This is a genomic window from Streptomyces sp. NPDC051018 (assembly GCF_044456085.1).
Classification (GTDB): domain Bacteria; phylum Actinomycetota; class Actinomycetes; order Streptomycetales; family Streptomycetaceae; genus Streptomyces.
Genome location: NZ_JBITFN010000009.1, coordinates 219,387 through 233,905 on the forward strand (window position 1 = coordinate 219,387; position 14,519 = coordinate 233,905).

Annotated in this window: 13 protein-coding genes, 1 tRNA gene and 1 pseudogene; 2 read left to right on the forward strand and 13 right to left on the reverse strand. The window is 71.1% G+C overall.

Features of this window, described 5'->3' with window-relative positions:
• Positions 1-98: 98 nt before the first annotated feature.
• From ACIBCM_RS18030 to ACIBCM_RS18040, 3 genes are all read right to left on the reverse strand, one after another.
• Entirely contained in the window at positions 99-1,625 is a 1,527-nt protein-coding gene (locus ACIBCM_RS18030) for a glutamine synthetase family protein (protein ID WP_399244236.1), read from the reverse strand.
• Positions 1,622-2,989, reverse strand: coding sequence for an aspartate aminotransferase family protein (locus ACIBCM_RS18035; protein ID WP_399244238.1), 1,368 nt, complete (start codon positions 2,987-2,989; stop codon positions 1,622-1,624). The genes ACIBCM_RS18030 and ACIBCM_RS18035 overlap by 4 nt, the downstream gene beginning before the upstream one ends.
• A gap of 115 nt (positions 2,990-3,104) precedes the next feature.
• Positions 3,105-3,887 (reverse strand): FadR/GntR family transcriptional regulator, encoded by a 783-nt coding sequence (locus ACIBCM_RS18040; RefSeq protein ID WP_399244240.1) that lies wholly within the window; start codon positions 3,885-3,887, stop codon positions 3,105-3,107.
• Positions 3,888-3,983: 96 nt separating this feature from the next.
• Between ACIBCM_RS18040 and ACIBCM_RS18045 the strand changes: the two genes are divergently transcribed.
• Positions 3,984-6,038 (forward strand): N,N-dimethylformamidase beta subunit family domain-containing protein, encoded by a 2,055-nt coding sequence (locus ACIBCM_RS18045; RefSeq protein WP_399244242.1) that lies wholly within the window; start codon positions 3,984-3,986, stop codon positions 6,036-6,038.
• Between the two features lie 638 nt (positions 6,039-6,676).
• On the opposite strand, the gene ACIBCM_RS18050 is transcribed toward ACIBCM_RS18045, so the two are convergent.
• The 5 genes from ACIBCM_RS18050 to ACIBCM_RS18070 form a co-directional block, all read right to left on the reverse strand.
• Positions 6,677-7,318 (reverse strand): IclR family transcriptional regulator, encoded by a 642-nt coding sequence (locus ACIBCM_RS18050; protein ID WP_399244244.1) that lies wholly within the window; start codon positions 7,316-7,318, stop codon positions 6,677-6,679.
• A gap of 390 nt (positions 7,319-7,708) precedes the next feature.
• Positions 7,709-9,502: a DEAD/DEAH box helicase gene (locus ACIBCM_RS18055; protein WP_399244246.1), complete on the reverse strand. Its 1,794-nt coding sequence runs from the start codon at positions 9,500-9,502 to the stop codon at positions 7,709-7,711.
• Positions 9,503-9,672: 170 nt separating this feature from the next.
• Positions 9,673-10,041: a type II toxin-antitoxin system death-on-curing family toxin gene (locus ACIBCM_RS18060; RefSeq protein WP_399244249.1), complete on the reverse strand. Its 369-nt coding sequence runs from the start codon at positions 10,039-10,041 to the stop codon at positions 9,673-9,675.
• Entirely contained in the window at positions 10,041-10,238 is a 198-nt protein-coding gene (locus tag ACIBCM_RS18065) for an Arc family DNA-binding protein (RefSeq protein ID WP_399244251.1), read from the reverse strand. The genes ACIBCM_RS18060 and ACIBCM_RS18065 overlap by 1 nt, the downstream gene beginning before the upstream one ends.
• 32 nt (positions 10,239-10,270) lie before the next feature.
• Positions 10,271-11,776 (reverse strand): MFS transporter, encoded by a 1,506-nt coding sequence (locus ACIBCM_RS18070; RefSeq protein ID WP_399244253.1) that lies wholly within the window; start codon positions 11,774-11,776, stop codon positions 10,271-10,273.
• Positions 11,777-11,958: 182 nt separating this feature from the next.
• Here ACIBCM_RS18070 and ACIBCM_RS18075 point away from each other — a divergent pair.
• A tRNA-Cys gene (locus ACIBCM_RS18075) sits at positions 11,959-12,033 on the forward strand.
• Positions 12,034-12,223: 190 nt separating this feature from the next.
• On the opposite strand, the gene ACIBCM_RS18080 is transcribed toward ACIBCM_RS18075, so the two are convergent.
• The 5 genes and pseudogenes from ACIBCM_RS18080 to ACIBCM_RS18100 form a co-directional block, all read right to left on the reverse strand.
• On the reverse strand, positions 12,224-12,454 hold the full coding sequence (locus ACIBCM_RS18080; RefSeq protein ID WP_399244255.1) for a hypothetical protein: 231 nt from the start codon (positions 12,452-12,454) through the stop codon (positions 12,224-12,226).
• A gap of 29 nt (positions 12,455-12,483) precedes the next feature.
• Positions 12,484-12,843, reverse strand: coding sequence for a hypothetical protein (locus ACIBCM_RS18085; RefSeq protein ID WP_399244257.1), 360 nt, complete (start codon positions 12,841-12,843; stop codon positions 12,484-12,486).
• Between the two features lie 174 nt (positions 12,844-13,017).
• Positions 13,018-13,203, reverse strand: a pseudogene (locus ACIBCM_RS18090) (hypothetical protein); the annotation flags it as partial.
• A 107-nt stretch (positions 13,204-13,310) separates the two neighbouring features.
• Positions 13,311-13,766, reverse strand: coding sequence for a protein kilB (locus ACIBCM_RS18095; RefSeq protein WP_399244260.1), 456 nt, complete (start codon positions 13,764-13,766; stop codon positions 13,311-13,313).
• A 112-nt stretch (positions 13,767-13,878) separates the two neighbouring features.
• Entirely contained in the window at positions 13,879-14,457 is a 579-nt protein-coding gene (locus tag ACIBCM_RS18100) for an AAA family ATPase (RefSeq protein WP_399244262.1), read from the reverse strand.
• Positions 14,458-14,519: the final 62 nt, after the last annotated feature.

Genomic DNA, 14,519 nt, shown 5'->3' on the forward strand with positions numbered 1-14,519 from the left:
CGGCTGCTCCTTGCCTGAACGGGGGTCTTACGTCGTGGGGGCGCGGGCGCGTGGGCCGCGGCGGGGCGGCGCGCCCGGGCCGACCGGAGTGCGGAAGGTCAGAGGCGTTCGAAGCCCCGGGTCAGTTCCCAGTCGGTGACGGCGGCGGAGAAGGCTTCGAGTTCCACCTCTCCGGCACGTGCGTAGTGGTCGACGGTGTCCTGGCCGAACGCCTTCCGCGCGGCCGTACTGTCCCGGAAGGACGTGATCGCCTCGGCGAGGGTCGGCGGCAGGGGCCGTCGTCCCGAGGTGTACGCGTTGCCCGTCAGGGCCTCCTCCAGCTCCAGCCCGTCCTCGACGCCCTGGAGACCGGCCGCGATGATCGCCGCGACGGCGAGATGGGCGTTGACATCGCCGCCCGGGACCCGGTGTTCGAAGCGCAGTGACGGTCCGGCGCCGAGGACCCGCAGCGCGCAGGTGCGGTTGTCGAAGCCCCAGGCGACCGTGGTCGGCGCGTAGCTCGCGGCGGCGAACCGCTTGTAGGAGTTGATGTTCGGCGCGAACAGGAGGGTGAACTCCCGCAGATGGGTGAGTTGTCCGGCGAGGAAGCGCGCCATCAGCGGGGAGAAGCCGTGCGGCCCGCCGCCCGCGAACGCCGGTTCCCCGTCGTGGGTGCGCAGACTGAAGTGGAGGTGGCAGGAGTTGCCGTCACCCGGGCCGGGCTTGGGCATGAAGGTGGCACTGAGCCCGTGGTCGGCCGCGAGCTGTTTGACCGCGAATCTGCCGACCGCCTGGTTGTCGCAGGCCCGCAGGGCATCGGTGTAGCGGAGCACCAGTTCGTACTGGCCCGCGTTGGCCTCGCCGACGAGCCCTTCCAGCGGCACACCGGCCCGGTCCAGCTCGGGCATCAGCCCCTGAAGAAACGTTCCACCAAAGCCGGTCTCCAGCAGATTGAGGTCATTGCCGAAGTGGGTGACCGGTTCGAGCGCGCGGTAGCCGTTCGCCCAGGCCTGACGGTACGAGGTGGCGTACAGCAGGAACTCCAGCTCGGCGCCGACCAGCGCGCTCAGCCCGAGGGCGTCGAGCCGGTCGAGCTGGGCCCGCAGGATCTGCCGGGGCGATACGGAGACGGGCGCGCCGTCGCGGGTGGCGAGGTCGCACAGCACGATCGCGGTGCGGTCCCGCCAGGGCGCGTACCGGAGGGTGGCCGGGTCGGGGCGCAGGACGATGTTCCCGTAACCGGTCTCCCAGGAGGCGATCGCGTAACCGTCGGGGGTGCTCATCCCGGCGTCCGTCGCCAGCAGATAGCCCTGGCACTCCAGTCCGCTTTCCGCCACCTCGTCCAGGAAGTGCCGGGCGGGCAGCCGTCTGCCGGGCAGGCGGCCCTGCATATCGACGGCGGCGACCTCGACGGTGTCGACGGCGCCCGCCGCCACGAGTTCCCGCAGCCCGTCGAGGCCGCCGGGACCACCGGGCAGACCGGCCGGACCACCGGGACCGCCCGGACCACCGGACAGACCGCCCGGACCACCGGGACCGGCCGGGCGCCCCGGACCGAACCCCCCGGCGGCTTCCCTCGCCTCGGCCGGGGTCCGGCGCGGGGGTACGCCCTCCCGCCCGGACTGCTGCGCACGGGGCCCGGTCATGACCTGCGGCCCGCGATCTCCTTCTTCACCGCCGCCTCCACCGCGCGCACGGTGGCCGCCACCCGCTCGACGATCTCGTCGAGTTCGCCGTCCGTGGCGACGAACGCGGGCGCGAGCAGGGTCTGGTCACCGGCGAAGCCGTCGGCGGTGGGCTGGGTGGAGTAGATGACGAGCTGCCGGTCCCTGGCCTCCTGGTCGATACGGCCCGCGACCCCGAGCGCCGGGTCGAGGAAGGACTCGCCGTCGTCCGGATCGACGTAACTGACGCCGAGCAGAAAGCCGCGCCCCCGGACCTCGCGGACCATGTCGCAGCCCGCGAGCGCGTCTTCCAGGGCCTGCCGCAGTCCGGGACCGCGCTCGCGGACCGACTCCACCAGCTTCTCGCTGCGCAGCCGGTCGATGACGGCGAGGCCGACGGCGCAGGACACGGGGGCGCCGTCCCAGGTGTGGCCGGGCTCGAAGGCGCGGGATCCGGCGGCCACGGCCTGGTAGACGTGGTCCCGCACCAGCATGCCGCCGATGGGGATGAAGCCGGCGCCGAGGCCCTTGGCGGTGGTGATGATGTCCGGGACGACCGGCATCTGATCGGCGGCGAACCAGGTTCCGGTGCGGCCGAGCCCGGTGACGACCTCGTCGAACCAGATGAGGAAACCGTGCTCGCGGCGGCGCTGCTCCAGACCGCGCCAGAACGCCTCCGGCGGGCTGTAGCCGGGCAGGGAGGCGGCGCTGACGGGCTCCAGCAGGAACGCGGCCACGTTCTCCGGCCCCGCTTCGGCGATCACCCGGTCCAGTTCGGCGAGCGCTGCCTCGCCGGTGGGGTCGGTGCGCCAGGTCGAGGGCGCGATGTGCGGCTGCTGCTGGATATAGGGCTGGTACGGGCTCTGGAGGCCCGCGCGGCCCGTGAGGCCGAAGGTCGCGATGCTGGCGCCGTGGTAGGACTGCGCCGGAGAGATGATCAGATGGCGGGACGGCTCACCGCGTTCGACGTGGTACGAGCGCGCCATCCGCAGGCCCAGCTCGTTGGCCTCCGTACCGCCGGAGGTGAAGTGCACCCGGGTGAAGCCCTCGGGCGCGAGCTTCACCAGTTCCGCGGCCAGCTCCTCCTGGGCGGGGCTGGTGACATGGACGTTGTAGACGAACGAGAGCCGCCGCGCCTGCGCGGCCGCCGCGTCGATGATCCCGGGAACGTCGCCGTGGCCGAGGCTGGTCACCATCGCCCCGCCGCTGACGGCGTCGAGATAGGCGTTGCCCGCCGTGTCGTGGAGCCAGACGCCGTCGCCGCGCTCGATGAGCGGATACGCCCGGTCGAGTTCGCGGACGAAGACGCTGGTCCGGTCGGCCCGGATGAAGGAACGGTCACTCATGAAGAGCCCCCATTGGCTTATTGGACCACAAGTGGGTCCTTTATAAGGCGCGTGTCACCCCCTGTCAACGGCCGGACCCCGAGGGGGCGAACGTGTTACCGGGGGACGAAAGGGACTACAGATTGCGCGGATTGCCCAGCGAGGGCTTCTTGGCGAGGGAGGTGAGCAGCGTGCGCATACTGCGGGCGGTCCGGTCGACATGCTCCCGCATCAGAGCCTCGGCGGCGTCCGCGTCCCCGCCCCCGAGGGCCGCGAGAATGCCGTCGTGCTCATCGATCGAGACGTCGTGCCACGCCGGACTCTCGGGCAGCAGCGCGAGCACCGAGTTGAGGCGCAGCCGGGTCCGCTCGATCGCCTCCACCACGAACCGATTGCCGCTCGCCCGCGCGATCGCCAGATGGAACGCGGTGTCCTCACGCATGAACTCCGCGTCCGTGGCCGCCGCGCTCATCCGGTCGGCCGCCGCCCCGATCCCGGCGAGTTGCTCCTCCGTACGCGCCAGGGCGGCCGCCTTCGCCGCCGCCGGCTCGACCACCAGCCGGTAGTCGATCGCCTCCCGTATCACATCGGCCGACTGCGCCACTTCGAGCACCCGGAAGTCGAGGGTCCCGGGACGATCCGCGGGCGCCAGGACGAAGGAGCCGCCGGCCCGGCCGCGCCGGGTCTCGATCAGACGCTCGGCCTCCAGCGCGCCGATGGCCAGCTGGATCGTCGCCCGGCCGACCCCGAACAGCCGCACCAGCTCACGCTCGGGCGGAAGGGCCTCGCCGGGCGCGAGGATGCCGAGACCGATGTGTCTGCGGATCTGCTCGGCCACATACTCATGGGCCCGCTGCTGCTCGATCACATCAAAGAGCGGACGCTCGTCGTCGCCCGACTTCCCAGTCACGGTGGTCATGATGCCACGCCGCCTTCTCCCCCTTGACCCGCTGGACGCCCGATGTTTGCATAAGGACCCCAAACGGGTCCTTTATTCCGGGAACGAGGATACGCGATGTCATCTGACCGGCTGATCGGCGACGACGGCAGTGAACTGATCGGCTACACCGACCGCTGGTCGGCCGCACCCGGCGACCGGGTCCGGCTGATGGTCTCCGCGACGGCCGCGTCGGTGGACATCTCCCTGGTACGGCTGCGCCACGGCGACCCCAGCCCGAACGGTCCCGGTCCCCGCGCCGAACCGGTCCCCTCCCCCGTCGACGGGGTCCGTCCCGGCGGCCTCCAGCGGATCCGGGCGGGCTCGTACGGCGTACTCGACGACCCCGGCCCCGCCGACCGGCTCTCGGTGTGGCTGTGGACGGCCCGCCCGGCGCGGGGCAGCCGCCAGGTGGTGCTCGCCCGGGGCGATCTGGAGCTGTTCCTCGACGGAGACGGGACGCCCGCCGTACGTATCGGCGAGACCCTGCTGACCTCCGGCGGCCCGCTGGCCGCCGAGCACTGGACCAGGCTCGGTGTCACCCTCGGCCCCGGGTTCCTGCGGCTGGAGGCGGGCGACGACATCCGGTCCACCCCGTGCGCGGCGGCTGCCCCCGGCGGGCCCGTCACGGTGGCGGCGACCGGCGCCGGGCACGAGCACTTCACCGGCAAGGCCGAGGAGCTGAGGATCGGCACCCGCGTCCACGACGTCCGCGAGCTGCGGCTCGTCAACGGCCCCACGCTGGCGGTGACCGGCCGGCACTGGCAGGACGACACCACCGACTTCCGCTCCGCGCCCGCCCAGTACGCGGCCGTGCACTTCCACGAGGACGACGTCGAGGACGCGGGCTTCACCCCCACCGCCGAACTCACCGTCCCGGACGGCCTGGCGAGCGGGGTCTACGCGTTCCGGGTGTCCGACGGCGAAGGGCTCGTGGACCATGTGCCGTTCACGGTCACCCCGCCCCGGGGCACGGCCACCGCGCGCATCGGCTTCCTCCTGCCGACCCTGACCTATCTGGCGTACGCCAATGAACGCCTGGTCGCCGCGGGTGACGGCGGTATGGTGCCCGCCGGCGCGAGCATCGAGCCGGCCCCCGCCGACCGCTGGCTCGCCGCGCACCCGGAAGCCGGGCTCTCGGTCTACGACAAGCACACCGACGGCTCCGGCTGCTCACTGGTCTCGATGCTCCGCCCGATCCCCAATCTGCGCCCGGACTTCGTCTGGTGGAACACCGGCGCCCCGGAGCGCTTCGGCGCGGACCTGTACATCGCGGACTTCCTCGACCACCGGGGCGAGCCGTGGGACGCGTTCACCGACCACGATCTCCATGAGCAGGGCGCCGAACTGCTCGCCCGCTACCCGGTGATCGTCACCGGCACCCATCCCGAGTACTGCACCCGGGAGATGCTCGTCGCCCTGGAGTCCTATCTGGACGGCGGCGGCCGGCTGATGTACCTGGGCGGCAACGGTTTCTACTGGGTGACCAGCATCGACCCCGACCGTCCGCACCTCGCCGAGGTCCGGCGCGGGATCAACGGCACCCGCGCCTGGAACTCCCGGCCCGGGGAGACCCGCCACCAGACCACCGGCGAGCCCGGCGGGCTCTGGCGCTACCGCGACCGCCCGCCGCACCGGCTGACCGGCGTCGGCTTCACCGCCCAGTCCGACGGCCGCGACCGGGCCCCCGGCTACCGGCGGACCCCCGCCGCGAAGGACCCGGCCCACGCCTGGATCTTCGACGGCGTCTCGGACGCGGACGTCATCGGCGACTACGGGCTGAGCCTGGGCGGAGCCGCGGGCTATGAGATCGACCGCTACGACCCCCGCGCGGGCTCCCCCGCCCACGGCGTCGTCCTCATGACCTCCCAGGGCCTGCACCCCGACTCCTATCTCCTCGCCGTCGAAGACCTCGACGTCACCGTCGCCGAGGTCACGGGCAGCACCAGCGACCGGGTCCGCTCCGACGTGGTCCACCTGGAACACCCGGGCGGCGGCGCCGTCTTCAGCGTCGGCTCGTGCTCCTGGGCGGGCAGCCTCTCGCACAACGGCTACGACAACGACATCGCCCGCATCACGGACAACGTCCTGACCGGCTTCCTCACGGGGAACGAACGCCGCCCCATCCCCTGATACAACCTGCTCTTCCGGCTCCCGGCTCGCTTCCGAGGCGCCCAGCCGCCCACCGCCTGTCGCTCCACCCGCCTGCCGAGGCCACGGCCCATAGGGAAGAGGGAAGAACGTACGAAGGCCACTCCCGCACCCGCTAACGCGACCCCCGAGCCTCCCGCGAGTGAACCGAAGAGACACCCGAACCCCAAGAGCAAGAGCGCGAAGGCCGCTCCCGCCCCCACAAGTGCGGCGCCCGAGCCTTCCGCAAGTAGACCGAAGAGGCACTGAGCAAGATCGCGCGGGGGCGGGTGCCACACCCGCGGGGTTGGGTCACCGGGCTTTCCGCGAGTGAACCAAAGAGGCACCCGAGCACCGAAAGGAAGAACGCACGGAGGCGGGTGGCCGCACCCGCGGGGGCGGGTCACCGAGCTTTCCGCGAGTGAGCCGAAGAGGCGCGCGGGTACCGAAAGGGAGAACGCGCGGAGGCCGCGAGGAACGAGTGGTCGAGCACGATCGACCGTCGGGACACGCTAGAGCGCCTCGGAGGCGAACCGAGCGCCAAAAGAAGCAGGCACGATCGACCGTCGGTGCACGCTAAAGCGCCTCGGAGGCGAACCGAGCGCTCAAAAAAGGGGGGGTCGAACCGAGCGCCAAAAAAACTACCGCAGCGCGTCAGCAACCTCGCGGGCCGCGTCCACCACCCGGGGTCCCACCCGTTCCGGGACCGAGTCCGCGAGCATGACGACGCCCACGCTGCCCTCTATGCCGGTCACTCCGACGAGCGGTGCGGCGGCGCCGCTGGCGCCCGCCTCCAGCTCACCGTGGGTGAGGGTGTATCCGGGGTCGGTCGCCTGGCTCTGACGGGCCGCCAGTATCGCTTTGCCGGCGGCGCCCCGGTCGAGGGGGTGGCGGAAGCCCGCGCGGTAGGCCACGTGGTAGTCGGTCCAGGTCGGTTCGACGACGGCGACGGCAAGCGCCTCCGCGCCGTCGACGAGGGTGAGGTGCGCGGTCGCGCCTATGTCCTCCGCGAGGGACCGCAGCGCGGGCATCGCGGCCTCCCGGACCAGGGGGTGCACCTGGCGGCCAAGCCGCAGTACGCCGAGTCCGACGCGGGCCCGGCCGCCGAGGTCACGGCGGACGAGGGCGTGCTGCTCCAGCGTGGCGAGCAGCCGGTAGACGACGGTCCGGTTGACACCGAGTTTGCCGGACAGTTCGGTGACGGTCAGCCCGTGGTCCGTGTCGGCGAGCAGCTTGAGGACACGCAGTCCCCGGTCGAGGGTCTGGGAGGTCTCCGCGGTCACGACGCCCTCTCCTTCGGAGTGTGTGACGGCGGACGCTCCCGGTGCCGTGACAACAGGTTCCGCCGGCGAGCGTCCAGGGGCCGCCGGCAGGCCAAAAGGGACCGGCTGCGCTCCGCGGCTGTGCTGCCCCGGGGCGTTTGGTTGTCCGGACAGTAGCGATCAGGTCCGCTGAGCGGAAGACCTCGTCCAGAATCCGGGCGTACCGCAGTGATATCGGACCGTTTCCTCCTGATTCACCCATTAACTGCACGAGGTGATACAAGAGTCGGCGGCTGTGTCCCGCGCGCGAGGGATAATCGCATGACCCGCGTACGCACGGCATGTCCGAAGGGCGCTTCTGGAGCCCGGGTCAGGACAGGGTCGCACACACCCGGCGGCGCGGCGGCGAAGTCAGCGCATCCGGGTCGCCCATTCCTGCACCTTCTTGATCCGCTCCCGGATCTGTCCGGCCGTGGCCTCGGCGCTGGGCGGCCCGCCGCAGACCCGGCGCAGTTCGGTGTGGATGACGCCGTGGGGCTTTCCGCTCTGGTGGACGTACGCGCCGACCATCGTGTTGAGCTGCTTGCGCAGTTCCAGCAGCTCCTTGTGGGAGACGACCGGGCGCCGCTCGGCGGGCAGTTCCAGCAGATCGGCCTCGGCGTCGGGCTTCTTGCGGCTGTGCGCGATCTGCCGGGCCTGGCGCTTCTGGAGCAGCAGCTGGACCTGGTCGGGTTCGAGGAGTCCGGGGATGCCCAGATAGTCCTGCTCCTCCTCGCTGCCGGGGTGCGCCTGCATACCGAACTCGGCGCCGTTGTACATCACCCGGTCGAAGACGGCGTCGGACTCCAGCGCCTCGAAGGGCAGCATGTCGCCGGTGGCTGCGTCCTCTTCGTTCTCCAGCCGGTTGGCCTCGTCCATCTCCTTCTCGGACTCGGCGTACGGGTCCTCCTCGCCGTCCTTCTTCGGCCGGTCGAGGACGTGGTCGCGCTCGACCTCCATCTCATTGGCGAAGCCGAGGAGCATGGGGATGGTCGGCAGGAAGACGGAGGCCGTCTCGCCGCGCCGCCGGGACCGTACGAAACGGCCGACGGCCTGGGCGAAGAACAGGGGCGTGGAGATGGTGGTGGCGTACACCCCGACGGCGAGGCGCGGTACGTCGACGCCTTCCGACACCATCCGGACGGCGACCATCCACCGGTCCTGGCCCTCGCTGAAGTCGTCGATCCGCTTGGAGGCGCCCGAGTCGTCGGAGAGGACGACGGTGGCGGAGGTCCCGGTGATCTCGCGGAGCAGCTTGGCGTACGCGCGGGCCGAGTCCTGGTCGGTGGCGATGACGAGGCCGCCCGCGTCGGGGATCGACTTGCGGACCTCGCTCAGCCGCTGGTCGGCGGCGCGCAGCACATTGGGCATCCACTCGCCGCGCGGGTCGAGGGCGGTGCGCCATGCCTGCGAGATCGCGTCCTTGGTCATGGGCTCGCCGAGGCGGGCCGCGACCTCGTCGCCCGCCTTGGTGCGCCAGCGCATATTGCCGCTGTAGGAGAGGAAGATGACGGGCCGCACCACGCCGTCGCCGAGGGCGTTGCCGTAACCGTAGGTGTAGTCGGCGGCGGATCTGCGGATGCCGTCGTCGCCCTCCTCGTACGCGACGAAGGGGATCGGGTTGGTGTCCGAGCGGAAGGGCGTACCGGTCAGCGCGAGCCGCCGGGTGGCCGGGTCGAAGGCTTCGAGGCACGCCTCACCCCAGGACTTGGAGTCACCGGCGTGGTGGATCTCGTCGAGGATGACGAGCGTCTTGCGCTGCTCGCAGCGATTGCGGTGCAGCATGGGCCGTACGCCGACACCGGCGTAGGTCACCGCGACCCCGTGGTACTCCTTGCCGAGCGGTCCCGCGCTGTAGTCGGGGTCCAGCCTGATCCCTATCCGCGCCGCCGCCTCTGCCCACTGCTTCTTCAGATGCTCGGTCGGCGCGACGACGGTCACCTGCTGTACGACGTGGTGGTGCAGCAGCCAGGACGCGAGGGTGAGCGCGAAGGTGGTCTTGCCCGCGCCGGGGGTGGCGACGGCGAGGAAGTCGCGCGGCTGCTCCTGGAGGTATCTCTCCATGGCCGCCTGCTGCCAGGCGCGCAGCTTGCCGGCCGTGCCCCAGGGGGCGCGGCCGGGGAAGGCGGGTGACAGGTGGTGGGAGTGGGAGGCGGTAGTAGTCACGGTCTCCGGTTCGGCGGTCGTCCGGGCGGGGCTGAGTGGTCGCCATGGTGACGGGTCACGGGTATGACAACCGGGCCACCCTACCGGTGTGACCGCACGGGACCGGTCCGGACATGGCCGCGGCAACCGGATGTGGGAGGGACCTCACACGGACCCCTCGTCTCTCGGTGTCACCGCGCGAACAGGGGGAGCCGTGCCGCGATCCCGGCCACATCGCGCCGGCCCTGGCAGACCTCCAGAACGAACTCTTCGGCCATGTCCACGTCAAATGTCGCGTCCAGCGGATGGCCGTTCATATGAAGGAAGACCCAGGTCGCGTACCAGGCGAGGCGCTTGTTCCCATCGACGAGCGCGTGATTGCGGGCGACAGACTCCATCAACGCCGCGGCCTTGTGCCAGACGTCGGGGTACGCGTCCTGACCGAAGACACTCGACTGAGGCCGCGCGAGTGCCGAGTCGAGAAGGCCGTAGTCCCGGACGTCGGGAGTACCGAGCCGCTCCGCGAGGTTCAGCAGTTCGGGCAGCGTCAGGTACTGCATCAGGCGAGCCTCCGGTTGAGCTCCTCGCTCACGTTCAGCACATGGTCGGCTGCTTCGTTGAACAGCCGCGCATGTTCGCTGATGGCTTGGATGACGGCGTCGTGCGCGAAGGACTGCATACTGCGGCCCTCCGCCTCGGCACGTTCCCGCAGGGCCTGGAGCTCTTCTTCGGTGAACCTGACATTCAGACCAGCCATGCGTCAACGGTACCGCGCGGTACCAGCCGGTGTCACCGCGCTTCAGGAACGCGTACCCTCGTCGCCACCCAGGCCCCCACCAGCGCCACCGCCGCCATCGGCAGGAACACCGCCGCGAAGGCCGCCGGGTGGGAGCCCGTCGCCGAGGCGGTCGCGTGGCCCGCGACCGAGCCGCCGCCGAGTGCGGCGAAGGCGGCCCCGCCCGCCGCCAGGAGGATGACGTTGGACAGGCCGTCGGAGATCTGGAGGGACGCGGAGTTCGCCCCCGCCTCCTCCGGCGCGGAGAGCTTCAGCAGCAGGAAGCTCGTGGACGCGATCACCATGCCCATGCCGAGGCAGCCGATGCCCCAGGCGACGGCCACGATCCAGGCGGGCACCGCGTCGATCAGTACGGTCGGCGCGGCCAGGATCGACAGGGTGACCAGGATCATGCCCGCGACGGTGAGCCGCTCCCGGTGGGGTTCCAGGCGCGGCCGGGACTGGAGGAACGAGCCCAGCGCCCAGGTGGCGCCGCCGACCGCCAGGGAGAGCCCGGCAGCCGTCGGGGACAGCCCGCGCTGGGTGACCAGCATCAGCGGTACGAAGGACTCCGCGGCGATGAAGGAGCCGGCCGCCACTCCCCGCAGCAGCACCACGGACGGCAGCCCCCGGGCGGCCCGGTAGGTGCCCCGGGGCAGCAGCCCGAGCACCGCGGGGACCAGCAGCGCGCCGCCCGCCGCCAGCGGGATGAGGGAGAGCCACGCCAGGTCCTGGGCCGCGTACTGGAGCAGCCCGGCACCCAGAGAGATGCCGAGCGCCAGCCGGATCCGCCGCGCGTCGAACGGCGCCCTCGGGGCGTCGGGGTCCGCGGGCCCGGACGCCATCCGCCGGATCGCGGGCAGCGCGAGCGCCAGCGGGAAGACGACGAGTACGGGGATCCCGACGAACACCCACCGCCAGCCCAGGTGCTCGGTCACGGTCCCGGACGCCAGCGGCCCGACGACCGAGGGGATGATCCAGCTCGCGGAGAACGCGGCGAGGATGGAGGGCCGCAGCCGTTCCTCGTAGGCACGCCCGATGACCACGTACAGCGCGACGATCACCAGCCCGCCGCCGAGGCCCTGCACCGCGCGGCCGAGGATGAACATCCACATGGTGTCCGCGGTGCCGGACAGCAGCAGTCCGGCCCCGAACGCGGTGATCCCGGTCGCCAGCGGCCTCAGCGGCCCGTCCCGGTCGGCCCACTGCCCCGAGAGGACCATCGCGAACAGGCTGGTGGTGAAGTACGAGGAGAAGGCGAAGGCGTACACGCCGATGCCGTTCAGCTCCCGCGCCGCGACGGGCATCGCGGTCCCGACGGCGGTGGCCTCGAAGGCGATCAGCAGGACGACGGCGATGATCCCGACACTGAGCGCCCGGTGGGTCCGCCCGAGGATCCCTTCCCTCTCCCCGCCAGCGCCTCCGGGACGACGGGAAGAGCCGGCCCCGCCGGTCGGGGCGGGGCCGTCTGCGGGTGGGGCGACGCCGACGTCGGCGTCCCGGGGTTCGAGGGCGGTCATGGACCAAGGGTAAGGGGCGTCGATCCACTTGAACCCTGTCGCTGGACGGGGAAGGGACTGGTCCCTTGGTCGTACGACCATGAACGCCGTGTGGCAGTCGTGTTGCGGCACCCGCCGATCCCTTGGCTCCCGGGCCTCGATTGCCTACGGTCGAACCAGTTCGGAAAAGTGAGAAAACGCACGGCCGTGTGCCCGAGTGGCTGAGGGACTCGTCTGCAAAGCGAGGTACGCCGGTTCGATTCCGGTCACGGCCTCCACCGGTCCGACCAGGAGGACGGGAGGGCGGCACCCCCGAGGGGTGCCGCCCTCCCGTTCGCCCGTCTCGGTCTCCGTCTCGACACCGCGAGGATTCAGCCGCCGGACGCCGACGATCACACCGGGCCCGACAGCGCGATCCAACGCCCGCACGGCGTGATGCCCCCGTCCTTCACGCGATGCCCCGGTCGTTCATGCGGCCGAAGCGCGCCTCCGCAGCGAGTCTGCGCCGTCTCCGGAGTAGATCTCGTACTGGTCCAGTTCCGGACCGCCGAGCCGCGCAAGCAACTCGCGCGGAACATCAACCTCGTGCACGACTTGCCCTTCGGAAGGTTCGATCCACCACTCCTTCGGGGCGTCGCCCTTCGCCTCCGAGAACTCTGCCGACAAAGCTGCCTGGATGTTGCCTTGCGAGTCGGCCACGACAAAACACCTGACGTTGGCACTTGCGCTCACTGCAATGCACCACCCTTCAGCAGAAACGATGCGTTCTGCCACCCGTCGTTGGTGACGACCACCTCGTACCTGACCCCGGCGGGGACTCCGTCGGATCCGTTTCTGACGAGCATTCCGTGACCGTCCACCGACATCCGGTTGAACTTGTCGTGTTCCGCACCAGAAGGGGCGTAGCTCGGTTTCGCAATCGCGAACTGAGGACCTACGTCCTCGTAGTTGAACTGCCATGCGATGCGGATCGATGCCCCCCGAAGCAATACACCCTTTCCGAGTTGCCACGCCATGGCTACCTCCATGCGGCGGGCTGCTTTACGCGGAATCCGCGACAGTGCCGTATCCGAGGCACTTGTATCCATGAAGCATCCACTCACCTGGCCACGCATCCCGAAGGCCGCGCCCCGCAGCGCAGCCCACCGAGCGTCTTCCAGTCCGGTGGACAGTCCACTGTGCCGCCCGACTGCGACGCCCTGAAAGACCTGTTCACCGGATTCCCGGCACCGGTCGGGCGGATACTGGAGCGGGCATCTTCGCTACTCACGTGGAACCCGATCCCTCGGCGACAGACACCGGCCGAAAAGCGCTGGTCCGGTCTCCGCCCACTTCCGGGCAAGCCCGTCGACCCGCCTCGCGATGTCCGTTCGCACGGCATCCACCATGTGCCGACGGCGGGCTGCCATGGCCGTGGTCGACCAACCCATGAGGCCCATGACGGCTCGCCCGGGACACCGAGGGTGAACTCGCCGTGGCGTCCCGGCAGAATGCGAACGGCCCACAACGGCACCCCGGAGTTACGGCTCCGGGCGCGCACCGTCCATGGGTCGGGTCAGGACAGCAGGACGGCGGCTTCGTGGACGAGGTCGTCCGCCGCGTTCATCGCCGCGGTGCGCAGGGTTGTGAGGGTCTGGTGGTCGGGTGCGTTCCGCAGCGCGTAGGCGGCCTGGGCCGCCCGGGTGGCCGTCGGGGCGAGTGCGGGGGCGAGAACGGCGAGAGTCGTCAGGGGTGCGGTCAGCGCCGACCGGGCGGTATGGGTCTCGGCACGGGCCTCCTCGTGGCCGCCGGGTGCGTCGGACAGGCGCAGGTCCTCACGGGCCCACATCGCCCGGCGGTAGTCGGCCAGCGCCACCGTGAGAGCGGTGACCGCCGCCAGCTGGTCCCGCCACTTCTCGTACTTCCGAGTCTCGGCCCGGTCCGTACGTAAGGCTCGCTGTTGCAGCAGAAAAGCGGTGGTCGAACCCAGCAGGGTCCCCACCACCGCGATCACGGACACCCACACGATCATCACTCCTCGGCCTGTTCCATCGGTGTGCCGTTCAGGGGCGAGAGCCCGGGGGTTTCCCTCGCGCGGTGTCGCCGAAAGCAACCGGAGCCTCGCGCGTGGCCGGTCACGCCCGTCAGCCGCCCCGGGGCCCTCCCTCCGGGATACGCGCGGTGTCCAGATCCGCGAGGATCGCGTCCACCGTCTCGTCGGGGGTCATCTCGCTGGTGTCCAGCCACAGACCGACCTCCGGGGTCTCCTCGCGCAGCACCGCGTCCAGCCGGGCGACCGTCCAGCCCTCGCCGTAGCCGGTCTTCGGGCGGGCGGCCTCACGGGAGGCGACGGCCTCAGGGCTCGGGGCGAGGACGACCGCGTACAGGGGACGGGTGCGGACCAGGGAGAGATACGCGGGCAGTTCGGGGCCGATGACGACGTCCTGGACCACCGCCGTCCAGCCGGCCTCCGCGTAGATGCCCGCGGCCGTGGCGGACAGGCGGTAGCGCAGCCGGAGTTGCTCCAGGGAGTCCTCCCCCGCGTCGGAGGTCATCTCCGCGCGGCCGGAGACCATCATCCGGCGGAAGGCGTCCCCGCGGATGTGCGCGGCCCGGGGGAGGCGTTCGGCGAGGCGCTGGGCGACCGTGGACTTTCCGGCGGCCATGACACCGGTGACGAGGACGACGGCGGAGCGCAGGGGGTCGGGCAGGGGGTCGGTCATGGCAGGACGTTACGGAGGAAGCGACGGGCGCTCAACCGGATTGCGGGCGGCCCTCCGGCGGG